The 16,339-nt window shown below is 51.6% G+C and carries 14 protein-coding genes and 1 rRNA gene; 8 read left to right on the top strand and 7 right to left on the bottom strand.

Annotated features, from left to right (window positions below):
- The first annotated feature begins 2 nt into the window (after positions 1-2).
- On the top strand, positions 3-1,328 hold the full coding sequence (locus tag H581_RS0124105; RefSeq protein WP_028612238.1) for an amidohydrolase family protein: 1,326 nt from the start codon (positions 3-5) through the stop codon (positions 1,326-1,328).
- A 33-nt stretch (positions 1,329-1,361) separates the two neighbouring features.
- Here the strand turns inward: H581_RS0124105 and H581_RS0124100 are convergent, their stop codons facing one another.
- From H581_RS0124100 to H581_RS0124090, 3 genes are all read right to left on the bottom strand, one after another.
- Entirely contained in the window at positions 1,362-2,213 is an 852-nt protein-coding gene (locus H581_RS0124100; RefSeq protein ID WP_028612237.1) for an AraC family transcriptional regulator, read from the bottom strand.
- 87 nt (positions 2,214-2,300) lie between these two features.
- Positions 2,301-3,065, bottom strand: coding sequence for a phytanoyl-CoA dioxygenase family protein (locus H581_RS36675; protein ID WP_051251329.1), 765 nt, complete (start codon positions 3,063-3,065; stop codon positions 2,301-2,303).
- 149 nt (positions 3,066-3,214) lie between these two features.
- Positions 3,215-4,675 (bottom strand): sulfatase family protein, encoded by a 1,461-nt coding sequence (locus tag H581_RS0124090; protein ID WP_028612236.1) that lies wholly within the window; start codon positions 4,673-4,675, stop codon positions 3,215-3,217.
- Positions 4,676-4,833: 158 nt separating this feature from the next.
- Between H581_RS0124090 and H581_RS0124085 the strand changes: the two genes are divergently transcribed.
- Together H581_RS0124085 and H581_RS36670 are read left to right on the top strand one after the other, a co-directional pair.
- The gene (locus H581_RS0124085; RefSeq protein ID WP_245600142.1) at positions 4,834-5,670 is read left to right on the top strand and encodes a helix-turn-helix domain-containing protein; all 837 of its coding nucleotides are present in this window, start codon (positions 4,834-4,836) and stop codon (positions 5,668-5,670) included.
- 118 nt (positions 5,671-5,788) lie between these two features.
- Positions 5,789-6,661 carry a cell wall hydrolase gene (locus H581_RS36670; RefSeq protein WP_051251327.1) on the top strand — a complete coding sequence of 291 codons (873 nt, stop codon included), beginning with the start codon at positions 5,789-5,791 and terminating at the stop codon, positions 6,659-6,661.
- A 122-nt stretch (positions 6,662-6,783) separates the two neighbouring features.
- Here the strand turns inward: H581_RS36670 and H581_RS0124075 are convergent, their stop codons facing one another.
- Both H581_RS0124075 and H581_RS0124070 read right to left on the bottom strand, forming a co-directional pair.
- The gene (locus H581_RS0124075) at positions 6,784-8,475 is read right to left on the bottom strand and encodes a methyl-accepting chemotaxis protein (protein WP_028612234.1); all 1,692 of its coding nucleotides are present in this window, start codon (positions 8,473-8,475) and stop codon (positions 6,784-6,786) included.
- Between the two features lie 129 nt (positions 8,476-8,604).
- Complete coding sequence (locus H581_RS0124070) at positions 8,605-8,937, bottom strand: antibiotic biosynthesis monooxygenase family protein (RefSeq protein ID WP_028612233.1); 333 nt, start codon at positions 8,935-8,937, stop codon at positions 8,605-8,607.
- Between the two features lie 150 nt (positions 8,938-9,087).
- Here H581_RS0124070 and H581_RS0124065 point away from each other — a divergent pair, with 150 nt between their 5' ends.
- Both H581_RS0124065 and H581_RS0124060 read left to right on the top strand, forming a co-directional pair.
- Positions 9,088-9,285: a DUF3934 family protein gene (locus tag H581_RS0124065; RefSeq protein WP_028612232.1), complete on the top strand. Its 198-nt coding sequence runs from the start codon at positions 9,088-9,090 to the stop codon at positions 9,283-9,285.
- 188 nt (positions 9,286-9,473) lie between these two features.
- Positions 9,474-11,396 carry a 3'-5' exonuclease gene (locus H581_RS0124060; protein ID WP_028612231.1) on the top strand — a complete coding sequence of 641 codons (1,923 nt, stop codon included), beginning with the start codon at positions 9,474-9,476 and terminating at the stop codon, positions 11,394-11,396.
- 88 nt (positions 11,397-11,484) lie between these two features.
- Here the strand turns inward: H581_RS0124060 and H581_RS35220 are convergent, their stop codons facing one another.
- The gene (locus H581_RS35220) at positions 11,485-12,075 is read right to left on the bottom strand and encodes a class I SAM-dependent methyltransferase (RefSeq protein ID WP_084134764.1); all 591 of its coding nucleotides are present in this window, start codon (positions 12,073-12,075) and stop codon (positions 11,485-11,487) included.
- 199 nt (positions 12,076-12,274) lie between these two features.
- Here H581_RS35220 and H581_RS35215 point away from each other — a divergent pair, with 199 nt between their 5' ends.
- Both H581_RS35215 and H581_RS0124045 read left to right on the top strand, forming a co-directional pair.
- A complete protein-coding gene (locus tag H581_RS35215) occupies positions 12,275-13,105 on the top strand; it encodes a polysaccharide deacetylase family protein (RefSeq protein WP_051251323.1) in 831 nt (276 codons plus the stop codon).
- Positions 13,106-13,957, top strand: a complete 852-nt coding sequence (locus tag H581_RS0124045) for a class I SAM-dependent methyltransferase (protein WP_028612230.1) — start codon at positions 13,106-13,108, stop codon at positions 13,955-13,957.
- A gap of 160 nt (positions 13,958-14,117) precedes the next feature.
- On the opposite strand, the gene H581_RS0124040 is transcribed toward H581_RS0124045, so the two are convergent.
- Positions 14,118-15,665: a GGDEF domain-containing protein gene (locus H581_RS0124040; protein WP_028612229.1), complete on the bottom strand. Its 1,548-nt coding sequence runs from the start codon at positions 15,663-15,665 to the stop codon at positions 14,118-14,120.
- A 484-nt stretch (positions 15,666-16,149) separates the two neighbouring features.
- Here H581_RS0124040 and H581_RS0124035 point away from each other — a divergent pair.
- Positions 16,150-16,339, top strand: a 16S ribosomal RNA gene (locus H581_RS0124035); the annotation flags it as partial.

Raw genomic sequence — 16,339 nt, 5'->3', positions numbered from 1 at the left:
CCGTGAGCAGGCGGAAGCGATATACAGCGGATTATGTCTATGCCAATGGAGCGTTTCAGAAAGATTATGCGCTCGTGGAGGAGAACGGCGTCATCGTAGATGTGGGGCCCGCGGATCGGGTATCCGCTGCGTTTCCCGACGCCGAGCGCCTCGACTGGGAAGGGAAAGCGATCGTGCCGGGCACGGTCAACGCGCATAACCATTCCTTTCAAAGCTTGCTGCGCGGCATCGCCGCCGATAAACCTTTTCTGGAATGGAGAGAGCAGTCGCTGTACCGGTACACGCCGCTGCTCGATGAAGAAGCGATCTATGCGGGAGCGCTGCTGGCCTTCGGGGAAATGATCAGGTATGGCGTTACGACCGTCAGCGACTTCTTTTATGTGCATAACGGCGGCACGGCCTATGACGAAGCGGTTATTCAGGCTGCGAAGGACGTAGGCATCCGGCTTGTGTTTGCCCGGACGATGTACGATTGGAGCGGGGCCCCCGCAGCCTATAGGGAAACGGTGGCGGAGGCCGTGGAACGAACCCGTTCTCTTGCCGTCAAATACCAGGGAGATTCGATGGTTGCGGTCCATCCGGCGCCTCACAGCCCTCACGCGGCTTCACCGGAAATGATTAAGGCCGGCCATCGGCTTGCGATGGAGCTGGACACTCCTTTCCATATTCATGTGGCGGAAGAGATGTTCGAGGTCGAGGAGACGTTAAGGGACTACGGACTCAGGCCGATTCATTATTTGGATTCGTTAGGCGTGCTGGATGAACGAATGATCGCCATCCATTTGGTGTGGTTAGAGGATTCGGAGGTCGGACTGATCGGCCGGCGCGGCGGCTCGCTGGCATACTGTCCCTCCAGCAATATGTTCCTGGCGGACGGCGTCACCCGGATTCCGGACCTGATGAGAGCCGGCGTAAAGGTTTCATTGGGGACGGACGGGGGCTGCAGCAACAACCGGATCAGCGTGTTCGAAGAAATGCGGATGTGCGCTTTGCTGCAGAAGGTGACCCGGTTGGATGGCACCTGCCTCACCGCGAAGGATGTTTTTCGGATGGGGACCGCGAGCGGCGCCGAAGTGTTAAGACTGCCGATCGGATCGATCGAAGCCGGCAAAGCGGCGGACTTCGCCGCGTTGGACATTCAGGATTTGTCTCTGGCGCCGAAACGCGAATTGTTCGCGAATATGGTCTATGCCATGCAGCCCGGCGCGATCGCTCACGTCGTGGTCGGCGGGCGCCACGTATTTCGTCACGGATGCCTGCTGACCGTTACCGAGCAAGAAATCAGCTCGCGGGTGGACCGGTTATTCGATAAGTGGGGCGATGTATGACATTCATGGCCGGACAGGTATGTGATGGCTTCGTCAGCTCTCGGTCGCGCCGGTCATCCAGTTGCGGTGTTTGTCTCTAAATTGCTTGGGGGATAGGGCGGTATGCTGCTTGAACAGTCTGGCAAAATAGTTCGGATCCTGAAACCCCAGCAAGGCGGCGATGCCGGATATCCGTTCGCTACCTTGGGCCAGCATTCGCTTCGCCTGTTCGACTTTCATCCGGTGGATGAACGGCTGCGGCGGCATGCCGATATGCAGCATGAACAGCTTGCGAAGATGGGATTCGCTTAATTGAACAAGCTCGGCCAAGCCGGACACGGATGGCATCCGCGACGGGTTCTGCATCATATAAGCAATAACGTTATGGATACGAATATCCGCGGACATCGCGGCTTCGGAATCTGCGTAACCACTCGCCATATACCGGTCTATCATCAGCCCGACCATTCGAATGATACCTGCTTGGAGAAGCATGGAACGCGCCATGCCGGTTTGCCCTGCCGTCGCATTCATCTCGCGGAGCAAGCCGGCCCATGCAGGATCCGCTGGCCCCCAATAAACCGGAAACCGCAGCAGTTCATGCCAAGGCCGGTTCGGCAGAAACGAGACCGCCGCGGCGAAGTTTAAGCTAAGCAGCTTGATCCCGGCCGCGGCGGGACGCGCGGTTAACAGGCAGCCGGCGGGCAGATGAAGGAGCTCTCCCGCCGAGGCCGCATAGCCGGTTCCGTCCAAGGTAACATGGACCCGGCCCTCCGTCACGTACCAGAATACGGATTGCTGCAGCTTCGTCCCTGTAATCCGCCAATTACCGTCTAATTCATAGTTCTTGAGGTGATGGAATTCAATGTTTAACGAGTCGATGAACAGCTGTACCGGATGGTTCATTAGAGGGAATATTCCTTTCTCCGGGAAAAGTGAAAAGGCCCTATTACACATTCAGTGTAATATGGGCCTTTCGATTTGTACAAGCGATTAACGCTGCGGAATTTCGCCAATGATGGCATCGTTATACCGGCAGCGGTCCTGACCGCTCACCAGGTAGGTCTTGATCCGGCTGACATCGCCGGTCCATTCTTCCGTCTTGAACTTCACTTCCGGGGTCGTATACCGGACGGAGAAGGCGACTCTCGGAATGGCGGAATGATTGATTTCCGAACCATGGAACGTCGCTTCGTTGAAGAAAGCGATCTGTCCCGGGGTCATCTCCAGATCGACCGCCTTCGATTCGTCAATCCGATCGGCTGCAATGCCTTGGCCGAATGCGCTTTGGCTGTCGACGTTAATCGTGTGCTCCACCAGCTGCTTATGAGTGCCGGGAATGACGCGGAGACATCCGTTCTCCCGGAGCGAGTAGCCGAGGCTCACCCATGCGGTCGCGTTGATCGCCGGCTCCATCGGCCAGTAATTAATATCCTGATGCCAGGGGATGTATTTCCCGTTGCCCGGCTCCTTGTACCAGAAGTGCATCGCCCATAACACGATATCCTCGCCTAATATTTGCTTCATCGCGTCCACGATGCCGGGATGCGTCGCCAGCTCATAGGCCCAGCGATGGCGCTGATGACAAGCGGATAAATTAACGTTCGCAGGACCGGGCGAATATTTGGACTGCCCCAGCACTTCAAAGAAATGATCGTTGTACATATCCGCTTCTTGCAGGCTCAGTCCTTGAACGGGACCGCTGTAGCCTTCCTCCCGGTATTGCTCGATTGAAAACGGCTGTCCTTTGGTAATCATCGAAACCCCTCCGATACATTATGGATGTCCCTTCCTGAATAAGCATAAAACACATCCGGCACGATTCTTAGAGGGGGAATCGATTATTAGTAGCACAAATCGCTTATTGCATCCAAATTATTTATTACATCCAAAGCACATACTAACCGTTATGCCAATTCCCGGGGATGTCTCCTGATCAGTTCCGGCACCGCATCGCCTCGTCCCGTCGCCTTTAACCGCTCGATGTACTTCGGCAGATGGCCTTTCGCATGATAAGGGCCGCCTTCCTTAATTACCGTCCACAACGGATCGACGTCATGCGGCATCGTAGCCATCATGCCGTCGTGCCACTCGTTCAATAGATAGACGGCTTCCCTGCACAGATCCGGCCGATCCTTAGCCAGATTATGCTGCTCATGGATGTCCTCCGATAGATTGAACAGCATTTCCTTGTCAAAAAGATGATAGCCGTCATGATAGGTTCGGACGTACAGCCAGTCCCCGAAGCGCACGCTGCGCTGGCACACGTGGGCGCACTGCGATACGACCAGATAATCTCTGCCGTCGCTCTGGCCGGTTCTCAGGACGCTCGCGTAGCTGCTGCCGTCCCAGCTTGGCGCCTTCGGCTGGTTCATCAGCTCCGCCATCGTCGGCAGCAGATCCAGATGATAATGAAGCCCTCGATCGGTGGTGCCGCCCTGCATGCCCGGCCAACGGATGATCATCGGGATGCGGCAGGTGCCTTGGTCGGCCGTGCCGTGTTCGCCGTAGATGCCGAGCTCGCCCATATTCTCGCCATGGTCCGCCGTAATAATGACGACCAGATCGTCCATGACGCCCTTGCTCTCCAGCAGCTTGAACAGGGTTCCGATATTGTCGTCCATATGCCGGATGCCGCAGTCATAGCCGTCGATCATGGTCCGCAGCTCGTCCATGGATGTAATCTCGCCGGGATGGCGCGGGAAATTCGCCGATGTGCCGCTGTCGTACATATTGATTTCGCTCGCGCTATGCGGGCCTACTTTGCGCTTATGGCCTTCCAGCACGTCCTCCGTAATCCAGCCGGGAAGCGGGTTCTCCCGGAACGGATTGCCGAAGTCTTCGGGTGCCCGGTACGGGGTATGGGGATCCCAATAGTTCACGTACAGCATCCAGTTATCCTGCTCGGCGTTGCGCTCGATCCAGTCCAGAACGACGGGCGTGACCTCCTCGGCGGACTCCATGCCGCCCTTGCCCGTATTGTGGATTTCATTGAATCCGGCATAGAAGGTCCAGGCGGAATGCCGCTCGCCGAACGGGCTGATAAGCGAAGTCTTCAGGCCGGCTTTCCGGAAGAGCGCGGGGAAGCTCTCCGATGCGAGCCTGTCGCGGAACTCCCGCTCGGCCCCTTCGTGCCGCACGTCGGCCGCCGTCCCGCCATGGCCGACGACGCCGTTATGAATGCCGAACCGGCCGGTCATTAGAGCGGTGCGCGACGGGAAGCAAGGCGCGTCGGAGGTGTAATAATTTTCGAACCGAACGCCTTCCGAGGCGATTTTGTCAATGTTCGGTGAAGTGTTCCGATGATAGCCGTAGCACCCCAGATGATCCGGTCTTGTAGAATCCAAATCCAGCAATAATACTCTCATTTTTATTCATCCCTTTCTTGCGTATGGCTTTAGCTGAATTATAGGTGATGATTTTCTTGTGCGTCCACGTACATTTCATGTTTTCAATGTACATTTCAATTGTCATATTTTTTTCTTGCGGGAGATGCGGGAGAAGTCATTTACGAGAAAAGGGCGATATGATAGGATTCTATCTACATTCGAATGAAGAGGTGCTGGGCGTGATTCAAATCATGAGTGTACATTTCGATCATTCCATTCCCAACTGGCGGACGCATCTGGAAACGATCGGTCACAACGTGCTTGTGCTGGTCCGTGAGGGGAAGGTCAAATATGAAATCAATGGGGAAGAGGTCGTGGCAGAGAAAGGAGATTTTCTGTTCATACCGAAGTCAACAAGAAGAAGCGGCGAAAATGACAGGAACGGCACGCATCAGAAGCATACGATTTTGTTTACCTTGGATAGCGGTCTAAGGACGGGAATTCCGTTCCTGGACGAGGGGCAATTCATCAAGGCCAAGATCGCCAATTTCCAATACGCTTCTCACCGCTGCGAACGGCTGTATGAAGAGATGAGAGGGAGCAAACGCTTCCGTTCCTTCATCTGCTTAGGCATCATGCAAGAGCTGATCGGCATGCTGGCCCGCGAAATGGAGAAGCCGGAGCTTGCGCCGATGAAGCAAAAATATGCGCAGATCGTCAAGACGTATCTTCTGGAGCATTACCGCGAACCGGTCGAAATCGAGCAGCTGGCGAAGCTTATCCATCGGTCTCCGAATTACACGACGGCTTTGTTCAAGGAAGTATACGGCCATTCGCCGATTCGTTATATGCACCAGCTTCGTGTTCTGGAGGCTTGCAACCTGCTGCTCAACTCCGATATGACGGTTTCAGGCATCGCTCAATATCTGGGCTACTATGACACGTCTTATTTTTTTCGGATTTTCAAAAAACACAGCGGCATGTCTCCCACCGAATTCATCGTTCAAGGAGACCAGTCCCGGGTCTTTCTTTAAATTCTAAGCGCATCTGCTTGAGCGCAGCAGGTTTATCCCGTCTTCGACTCCTGTTTTTACCATAGAATCTACTAATCTATTTGTAGTAGAGTAGGACGGTAAGGAGGCGACAGCATTAATGGGAAAATTATTCAGGAGATTGCTTGCAGCCTGTGCGGCGGGAGTATTGCTGATGCCCGGCGGGCTATCTGCAGCCGGCGCATCCGGTACCGTGATTTATGTAGACGGTTCGCCGGTTAAGACATCCGTGATTATGCAAAATAATTATCAGATGGTGCCGGCCGCGTTCTTCAGGTCGATGAAGGCAAACGTGGGCTGGAGCGGGAAATACCGCTCGGCAGTGATCAGCGGCGGCGGCACGACGATCGGATTCCCGTCCGGTCAACGCTTTACGGATTATTTGCATCCGTCAGGCCAATGGAAGCGGGATGATTTGACGACGACGACCGTCAATAACGGAGGCAGGATCTATGTTCCGCTTGCCTACGCGGCTAGAAAGCTGGGGATGGACGTTCATTATGACGCAAGGTTGAAGAGAACATCGGTCAGCACAACCGGCCGGAGCGGGATACATAGTGTTGCAAAGGATCAGGCGCGTCTCGTATCGGCTTCGCAAGAGGATTTGAAATGGCTGTACCGGATCACTGAAGCGGAAGCGGGCGGTGAAAGCTATACAGGCAAAACGGCCGTTGCCGCATCCATCCTTAACCGGGTCAACAGCCCGGATTGGCCTAATACGATAAAAGCGACGATTTTTCAAGTAACGGAGTACAACGGCGTATCCTATCATCAATACTCGCCGGTGCTCGATAAGCGAATTTTCAGTGTGACGCCAAGCGACGAGACGAAAAAAGCCGCTCAAGCAGCCTTGAACGGGGAAGATCCGAGTCAAGGCGCCGTTGTCTTCTATAATCCGGACAAAACGGATAACAAGTGGGTGCGCAGCAGAGAAGTTACCGTAACGATCGGCAATCATATATTCGCGAAATAAACAGAAAAAACCTGACCTCCGGTACATCCGGTAGGCCAGGTTTTTTGCGATTCGCTGATTTCTATCTTTGATCGATACGACACGTTCCTGTGTGTACATTGTACATTAGACGGGTACCGTGCCTACACTTTAAACTTTTCAATCTGCGTCTGAAGCTGTTCCGCCAATTGAGATAACGATCTCGCGGATGCCGATACCTCCTCCATGGAAGCGAGTTGCTCCTCGGTTGAGGCGGATACCTCCTGCGCGCCTGAGACGGTCGTCTCCGATACGCCGGTTATGAATTGCATGGCATGAACGATTTGTTCGGCGCCGGAAGCCATTTGCTGAATGGAGGAAGACACCTCTTGGATTTGATCGTTAACCGTGTTCACCGAGCCTTGAATGTGCGCAAACGATTCCCCGGCCGTGCGAACGGCAGACATGCCTGAAGCTACCTCATGAGTAGTCGCGACCATGGATTGAACGGCACGCTTCGTTTCCTCCTGAATGTCTTCGATCAGAAGCGAGATTTGACGGGCTGACACCGTCGATTGCTCCGCCAGCTTACGAACCTCGCCGGCTACGACGGCGAATCCGCGGCCGTGCTCGCCTGCCCGCACCGCCTCAATGGCGGCATTCAAGGACAAAATATTCGTCTGCGACGCAATCCCGGCAATCACGTTCAGAATGCTGCCGATTTCGGCAGAGCGTCTATCCAATCCTTGGATGACGCCGGCAAGCTCCGCGACGGTATCATGGATGGATTTCATTTGTTCGGAAGCCGTGTGAATGGCGCGTCCGCCCTCGCCGGCCGTCTCATAGGCTGCAATCGAAGTTGCCGATACGCCGTTGGCATGGACGGCAATCTGCTGAATGCCCGCGGACATTTCATTCATCGTCCTGGAGGCTTCTTCCAGCTGCAGATTTTGATTGGTTGCGCCCGCCGCTACTTCCTGCATCGTGGTCGTAATCTGCTCGGATGCAAGCGAGGCCTGCGCGCTGGTTGCCGTCAACTGCTCTGCGGAAGCCGCCACCTGTACGGCATTAGAGCCGACATGGTCAATCAGCTGCCGGAGATTTTGCGACATCCGGTTAAACGAGGCCGCTAGATCTCCGATTTCGTCTTTATTTGTAACGTTAACCTCCTTGGAGGTCAGGTCTCCCGATGCGATTTGTTCGGCAGCCTTCGCGATGGCGACGACCGGACGGGAAATGAGCCTTCCTATGAACCACGAGATGACGATGCTGATCAGAACGGCGGCAATACCCAGCCCTAGAATCAACATTTTAACCGATTGAACGCCAAGTGCCGTTTCCTTCTTGCCTTTATCCAGGATGCCTTGCTGCAAAGCGGTGAACTGCTCGGCCTTATCATCGAATTTGCCGATAATCTCCTGGCCGTCCGTGGCGATTAATTCGGCGGCTTCCGTCGTTTTATTTTGCACATATAGTTTTATGGACTTGTTGGAGACGTGATAATACTCGCTCTCGAGCTGGTCCAGTTCCTGATGCAATGCTTTTGCTTCGGGGTCTAACATGAGTTCTTCCAGGCTAAGGCTAAGCTTCTGGAATTCAGAGTGGGCATCTGTGAAGCTTTGCAAGGCGGCTTTATCGCCGAGGAGCAGATAACCGCGGAGTCCCGCTTGTTCCTTCTTCACGCTTACGTTTAATTGCTGGATCAATATCAGATGATTAGCTTCGTCTTCGATCAGCCCGGTAAAAGAGCGTTCAACTTTGGCAATTTGGGTATAACTCATCGCAACCATGGCAATCAATACGAGTAGTACGGACATAAATCCTGCGAACAGCTTTCTACTAATTGTTAGTTTCATGTTAGGTTCCTTCTTCTGATGTGATGAAATGCTACATAATTACTATTTAATATAGTTCATACCGCCTATAATTTCAATACGAAAACTATAAACTTATAGGCATTACCTATTAAAAAGGAGGGGGATAGTTTATAACTCCCGAAGCGAGTACTCTCTCTCTACTTTACAAATTCTTGTGACGTAATTGTCGTAATAGACGGTTTTTCCTTTTTCCTGTGCGATCAAGTGGGCGTCGTTTGCTTTCCAATTCCTTATGGCGTCTAAAGAATCCCAGTAAGAAACGGTGACCCCGAAGCCTTCGGCATTCCGGACGCTTTCGGCTCCTAGGAAGCCTGGCTGATTGGCTGCCAGCATCGCCATCTCCTCGGCTAATTTTTCGTACCCCTTATCCCCTTCGGTACGCTTGCTTGTGAAGATAACGGCATAATAGGGCGGTTTGGGCGTTTTAGCGAATGGGCTCATTGGATCCACCTCCTTCTTGTGTTTCATCTAATAAAAAGTATATACAATAAGTTATCGGCAGGGAGACCGTGTTTGCAAAGAAATCTGTTAACTTGTGTATCTTAACTCTAACGACTACTCTTAAGATACGGATTATAAAGGAGCGAGGATATGAGCAAAGCAAAAGGCAAGGGCGGAACGGGCAGAGGCACGGACAAAAAAGGGTGGAACAGATGGCAGGCCAGCGCCAATAGAGCGAAAAACGCTCCCAAGCCTTATACGAGCAAAGGCACCAAAAAACCGGACGGAGCGGCGGCAGGTACTGATAAAGGAGACAATGCCAAGCCGGAGCCGGGTAAAAGCAGGTAATCCGCCGGATCTGAATGAAACCGGATGACTTGCGGCTATAGGAACTTACATATATCAAGGGAGCCCTTGCCTATGGTAGGGTTAGGCCTCGCTTTCCAGATACGTTCGATTAATTGCGTGTAAGTGATCGATATCCCTCATTCAGGCGTGATATAATGATAGAATAATGGAACGCGGGGTGAGATCGGATGGCTTACATGGTCCCGAAAGTTTTGCGAACGAGCGCGACCGCAGGTGTTCGGCTATTGTACCGTTCGCTGAAGGATCATCTTCCGAGCGATTATGTGGTCTATTTCGAGCCGGAAATCGAAGGAAGCTGGCCTGAGATTGTCGTTATAGGGCCGGATCTGGGGCTGGTCGTTCTCGAGGTGAAGGAATATACGAAGTCGTCGCTCGTGGAAGCGAACCGCGAGGAATGGCAGGTATTTACGGCCGGCGGTCAGCTGGAAACCGTTCAGAATCCCTATCGGCAGGCGAAGGAAATGGCAAGGCATGTCGCTAGTGAGCTTAAGAAGGTTGATAGCCTCGTCTTTGCGGATGGCAAATTAAAAGGGCGGCTGAAGTTTCAGCACGGGTTCGGAACGGTTTTTACGCGCATGAGGCGTAAAGAGTTTATTGAGTATAAGCTGGATGAGGTCATCCCGCAGTCGTTCGTGCTTTGCCGGGATGAGATCGATCCCGATGACGGCGAGTTTTCGGCCGATGCGCTGATTGAGAAGATTCACGGCATGTTTATGGATTGGAGCCGGTCCCGGATCATTTTGTCGAAGGAAGATATCGGGGCGATCCGGCAATCCTTCATGCCCGAGGCGCGGATCAGCGCGGAATTCCGGCAGCCCGCGAACGAGCGCGAGCAGTACGTGCTGTCGATGCATCATCCGAAGACGATGGACCTGCATCAGGAAAATATGGCGAGACTGCTGGGTGACCGCCACCGGTTGATCCGGGGCGGGGCGGGCAGCGGCAAAACGATCGTGCTTGCAAACCGCGCCAAGATGCTCGCGAACTATTATCCCGATTGGAAGATTCTTGTTCTCTGCAACAGTATTGCCCTGTCCCAAAGCCTTCGGCAGATGATTGACCGGAAGATGGACGAGCCGGAGGATCTGCTGGACTGGATCCGGCTGGCGGAGCAAAGGAACGGCAAGCAGAGTCAATCGAATATAGAAGTCTATAACTTTCACGAGTGGTTGACCAAAGCGCTGCGAGCCAAAGATACCGATGTGACAGCGCTCATCGGCAAGGTGCAGAAGAAGGAAGCGATTCTTCCGATGTATGAGGCCATCCTTATCGATGAGGGACAGGATTTTCAGCCGGAGTGGTTAAAGCTGCTTAGCAGCTTGCTTAACCCGGCTACGCAGAACCTGCTTCTCGTAGAGGACCGGACGCAGTCGGCCGTTAGGCGAAAGTCAAGCCTGCTCAAAGACACGGGGCTGGATTTCCGCGGCCGGTCGCGCGTTCTTTCCGTCAATTACCGGAATACGTCGCAGATTGCGCAGTTTGCGTGGGACTTTTATCAGCGGTATTCGGTCCTCGGGAACGGGTTGCGGCACGGCTCATCTAAAGGGGTGGAGATTATTCCGCCTCAGAGTGCGCGCAGAAACGGGACGGAGCCTTCGATAAGACGGTGCGGAAGCTTCAGGGAAGAGGTGCGTGCTGCCGCTGAGCAAATTCGCTATTTGCATAGGGAGCATCAGGTTCCTTATCCCGAGATGGTCATTTTGTATCGGGTGAAGGACAATTATTACTCCTCCTATATCGATATGATTCGCAGGGAGCTGAAGGGGCAAGGGCTTCCGCATCATTGGCTGACCGGAGATGCCGATGAGAATCAGGAGCCGGTCCCATCCGGCGATGGGGTGAATATAGCGGCAATCGACAGCGTGAAGGGGCTCGACTTCCAGGCGGTCTTTATCGTCAACGCCGAGAATATGCCGTTTTCGCTGGAAGAGGCGGAGGAGCACGAGGTATCGCTGTTTTATATCGCGATGACTCGCGCAATCGAATGGCTGCATATTTCCTATAGCGGCGATTCCAAGTTTACGCTTTATCTGGATGAGACCCGGCAGAAGGGCCTGGAGCAAGAGTTTCCCGTGAAGAAGATGGGATGAACGGGGTTTGCCGGGTTCCGCATCATTTACTAATAAAAAACAGCGCTTTCCAACAGGAGAGTGCTGTTTTTTGTGAACAACCGGCCGTTCAGTTATTCGTGACGGGCTGCAATCGTGATTTTGAATTTACTGAAAAAAATAACTCGTTATATAAAAAGCATTTTCGAAAACGTTTGATGACCTGACATTCCAAATTATGATCTGTAAACAATTGAATATATTCTTCTTCATGTCGAATATATTCTCCGTTGTCGTACCATTTCATAAAACCGTTTGACAACGGTTTATTCTTGCATAAACATGGTTCCATAATGATTATCGTTCCATCAGGCTTGAGAATCCTTTGAATTTCCTTGATGTATCTTGATATTTCGTTCGAAGATACATGATGCAGCACTGCGATAATAAGGATGTAATCGAACGACGCGTCTTCAAACGGGAATGTCTCACTTTCCAAAACCTTAAATGCATGGTCGGGATATAGCCGCCTTGCAAACTCAATCCGTTTGGCATCAGGGTCAATCCCTACATAATTTAACGGATGGAACATGGAGCAATTCGCACCGGTACCGGCACCGAAATCCAACACGGTTTGGCCGTCAAATGTGAAATGGGAATGTACATGATCGTGAATGTATTTTTTTGTAAACCATTTCGGACGGACAAACGAATGATACAGCCTTGGCGAGAAATAAATGGAAACTCACCATCCTTCCTTCGGAATAAATCACGAATGATAATTTAACCAATAAGCCTGAAAATCATTCAAGCAAGTAAAATCCGAATTTTTCCTTCCTTTCCATCCAAAAGCTGCTTTATACTAAATACATCATTTACAAATGGAGGGCTTAAGATGGATAACAACTGCAGGGGGTGACATGTTGAAGATGGTATTTACGGTTGATGTGGAGGATTGGTTTTGCAGCCCGCAGCTCCCTCTCTCAGACTGGGAAGGCAAGGAGTTAAGGCTGGAGCAGCCTATCCGGCAAATCCTGGAGCTGCTTGACGGGAATGAGGCGACCGGCACTTTCTTTGTGCTGGGCTGGATCGCGGAGAGAAAGCCGGATTTGATTAAAGAAATACATCGAAGAGGGCACGAGATCGCCTCGCATGGGTACGCCCACCGTCTGGTCAGCGACCAGTCTCCAAAACAATTTCAACATGACATCAGGACGTCGAAAGCGATTTTGGAACATATAATAGGGGAAAAAGTGTATGGCTACCGCGCGCCGTGTTTTTCCATGGTGGACTGGGGGCTTGATCTCTTGGCGGAGGAAGGATTCGTCTATGATTCCAGCTTGATGCCGAGCAGCTCTAATGCTCTCTATTCGAAATTCAGAGAAGCGACGCAAGCAGGGCAGTCTTCCTTCAAAATAACGGAGCGTCTCTGGGAGATTCCTTTGCCCGTATGCCGTATGGGCGGAATTGCAGTTCCTTGGGGCGGCGGGGGTTATTTCCGTCTGTATCCCTACCCTGTGTTTCAGGCGGGAGCAAGGAGGATTTTGAAAAATAACGGCTCATTTGTGTTTTATATTCATCCTTCCGATCTGGACGGCGGTCAGCCGCGAATTTTTAATACAAGCTGGCTTAACGGATTTAGAAGGTACTACGGTTTAAGGAAATCGTCCGCTAAAATCAAACACTTATTGTCCGATTACACCTGCGTTTCCATCCATCATTCTTATCCTCACTTAAGGGGATGCCATTGAGTGCGTGAAAAAGTTGAAATCGTTCTTCATAGAAGATTGTTGGCGTGTGTCGCTTATTTATTCGGAGAAGATTATGGCGTGAATATGGCTGATCTCGAAGGGCCGGATGAAGAAGAGAAGAAGCTTCTTCAATCAAAAGGGATTATATCTGAAAAGGACAAGCTGCTCGACAAAGAATTTGGCTATGCTTGCTACGAATATTACCGGCAGATCTATGCTCCAGACCGGTTTGACCGGCTGCTTATAAAGGAAGCGGAGAATCGCCGTCAAATACTGGACTTATGCTGCGGGGGAGGGGCGACGGTCTGGTCGCTGCTCCGGAATGAGCCGGAGCTTGTTTACGCTTTGGATCGGAATGTAAAGCAGCTTGAGCTGCTGGAAGCGCTGCTTCGTACGTTGCAAGACGGTGGCGGCGGGGTTGTGGTCAAGGCGGCGGATGCCCATCAATTGCCGCTCGGCAACGATGCCGTGGATTTTGTCGTCTGCAGGGCGGCTTTGCAATACTTGGACGCAGACCGCGCGCTGGAGGAAATGAACCGCGTGCTCAGCCCGCGAGGAAAAGTATTTCTGCTAGTTCATGGTTCGGGATATCCGTGGCATTACCTGTTTAAACGAAAAGGGATTTTCATGAAGAAAAGCGCCGGATATGTGCTGCAAAAGGTTTTAGGGTTTAGCCGCAGAGGGAGTAGGATTAATCCTTCTTACCCGTCGCAATCCCGATTTTTAACGAAAAGCGGGTTAACATCGAGCCTTCTAGCCGCGGGCTTTAGGGAGGTAAGGGTATATACGGAGCCGCAATGGACGGTATTCGGCGGGCTTCCCGTTTATTTCGCGGTAGTTGCGGAGAAATAAGCAAAGCACGAGGAGACTGGTTTGCTCCGTGTGCTTCTTATGCCGTCTTCGGGGGACAGACACATTACGGCTTCATTCCCGTATTATACGGAGTTGAATAAAAAAACATCAGCCGCTCATTAAGCAAGAGCGGCTGACGCTTTTTGCGTGCAAGCTTTATTTAACCGGCTGAATCGAACTTTGCGGCGTCGCTGTACGTGCAATACGTATTTTTATTGGTTCGTTTGGCATAATAAAGTGCCTTGTCGGCGCAGTTGTACAGCTCTGCGGAGTCCTGCGCGTGAGCGGGTGCGAGAGCGATACCAATCGATGCGGTCGTCTGGTATTCCTGCACGACGTCTACTCCCTTAATCTCAATCGGAGACCGAAGCATCTCGATAATGGTACGAGCAACCTCCGTTGCGGCATACTCATCATCGATTTGGTTAAGAATAACGACGAACTCGTCGCCGCCAAGTCGGGCGATAAAGGCGCCGGGATGGTAGACGGCCAAGCGTATTCGTTTGCTAACCTCGACGAGGAAGGCATCGCCTGCGTCATGGCCGAGCGCGTCGTTGATCTGCTTGAAGTTATCGAGGTCAATGTGCAGCAAGCCCATTGTATGACCCCGTTTATTGTTTTTCTCCATACTTACCGCAAGCGAATGCACGAATGCGGCACGATTGAATAGCCCGGTAAGCCAGTCGTGGGAAGCCAAATACAGCGGTTTGGCGACTAACCGGGTAATGATATAGGAAATAATAAGCACGATTGCTAAGGTTGCGAGCAGTTGAAGCAGGAAAACGTGATTATTTTGCTTCAGCTTGTCCAGGAGCTCCTGTTCATTATATTTGATTTCAATAATACGGTGATCCGTATAGCGGACCGCGTCCTGGTTGAATTGCATGATATAAGGGACATAGCGGTAAACGACCGATTTGCCGTTCACGATCCTTTCTACCTGCTGAACCTTTTTTTCACGGAAGGCTTCGTCTAAGAAAGGCCGGTTTTCGGGAGATACGACTGCCGATTTGCCGTCTTCACCGCTTTTGCCGATTGCTTTGCCCGAGGTCGTAAAGACGGTAATTTCATGGATATAACTGTATTTGTCAGCCAGCTTGCGACCAATATCCAGGAAATTGAAGCTTTGGAAGACCGGATTGCTTTCCTGATATAATCCGAGCTCGATCAAATATTTATGATCGGGCGTCGGAACGTAGCTGTACTTCCGGAGCTTTCCCGTGTTCGTCTCCTGGTCCAAACCGTCCGCTATGAACGAATTGCCCTTAAGCCTTTCGGCCAGCAAATCGGCAAACCGCTTCATGGTTTCGTTATCCTTTCTGAAATCGAGCCCGATATCCGGAGCGAAGCTGCTATGCACGATCGTTTGGGAATCGTCGATAATGTACACGTCCATCCCGCCGAATTCGTTCTTAAGCGCTTCATAATCCCACGTAGCGACGTCCGGATTCACGCGGTAGAGTTCCAGCAGACGGTCCGAGTAGACGCGCATCTGTTCTTCCAATTTATCATCCGACATTTGAAACGCTTTATCGGCGTCCGATACGGCCGTTACGATAACATCCTCCACCAGGGAGGATTCCCGCTTATAGCCCGCTATTAAATGCTCTTTCAATCGATGCTGATTCGCCAGCGAAATAATGAACGTTAATAATATACTGAAAACGCCCATAATGATCATCAATTTCGTCTTAATGCCTTTCTGCAATGCATCTTCCTCCTCTATCTGTGGGAAGTAATGCCTAGTTCACTAGTTCCTCCGATATCCCAGTAAAATATAGCTGATTTATTATGAAAAGTCTATTTGTAAATAGACAAATCTTGGCATATCCTGCTGTCCGCAAGCTTAGACAACTCTGCACGCCATGATAGATAAACAGGACGTGAACCAGCTTTCTTCTATTATATGAATGTAGTGCGGCTTAACAGCCGCAGTGCGAATAATGGATAAACTCTAAAAAAGTTTTGCGAAATGGTTGACTTCATAGGCGGATACATGATACATTATAAGTCCGGCCGAGAGAAACAGGCGGACGGCGAGAAAGAAAAGATTGTTCTTTGAAAACTGAACAACGAGTGAAACTGCCCCGTTAATCCTCACGGATTAATGGAAAAGCGATAAAAAAGTAATGAGTCAACGAGAAACTTCAATCTGACCTTTGGCTAGAGAGAGGTTTCGCGGACAACTAACCAATTTGGAGAGTTTGATCCTGGCTCAGGACGAACGCTGGCGGCGTGCCTAATACATGCAAGTCGAGCGGAGTTATTCCTTCGGGAGTAACTTAGCGGCGGACGGGTGAGTAACACGTAGGTAACCTGCCTGTAAGACCGGGATAACATTCGGAAACGAATGCTAATACCGGATACGCGAGTCGGTCGCAT

The sequence above is a fragment of the Paenibacillus harenae DSM 16969 genome (genome assembly GCF_000422465.1).
GTDB lineage: Bacteria > Bacillota > Bacilli > Paenibacillales > Paenibacillaceae > Pristimantibacillus > Pristimantibacillus harenae.
Note: the sequence above shows the minus strand (reverse complement) of the source record. Positions and strands in the feature narration are given on the sequence as shown.

Coding starts and splice junctions, on each gene's coding strand:
- H581_RS0124085 (WP_245600142.1), top strand. CDS start 4,834: ATGATAGGATTCTATCTACATTCGAATGAAGAGGTGCTGGGCGTGATT.
- H581_RS0124100 (WP_028612237.1), bottom strand. CDS start 2,213: ATGAACCATCCGGTACAGCTGTTCATCGACTCGTTAAACATTGAATTC.
- H581_RS36675 (WP_051251329.1), bottom strand. CDS start 3,065: ATGATTACCAAAGGACAGCCGTTTTCAATCGAGCAATACCGGGAGGAA.
- H581_RS0124065 (WP_028612232.1), top strand. CDS start 9,088: ATGAGCAAAGCAAAAGGCAAGGGCGGAACGGGCAGAGGCACGGACAAA.
- H581_RS36670 (WP_051251327.1), top strand. CDS start 5,789: ATGGGAAAATTATTCAGGAGATTGCTTGCAGCCTGTGCGGCGGGAGTA.
- H581_RS0124070 (WP_028612233.1), bottom strand. CDS start 8,937: ATGAGCCCATTCGCTAAAACGCCCAAACCGCCCTATTATGCCGTTATC.
- H581_RS35215 (WP_051251323.1), top strand. CDS start 12,275: ATGTTGAAGATGGTATTTACGGTTGATGTGGAGGATTGGTTTTGCAGC.
- H581_RS0124075 (WP_028612234.1), bottom strand. CDS start 8,475: ATGAAACTAACAATTAGTAGAAAGCTGTTCGCAGGATTTATGTCCGTA.
- H581_RS0124060 (WP_028612231.1), top strand. CDS start 9,474: ATGGCTTACATGGTCCCGAAAGTTTTGCGAACGAGCGCGACCGCAGGT.
- H581_RS0124090 (WP_028612236.1), bottom strand. CDS start 4,675: ATGAGAGTATTATTGCTGGATTTGGATTCTACAAGACCGGATCATCTG.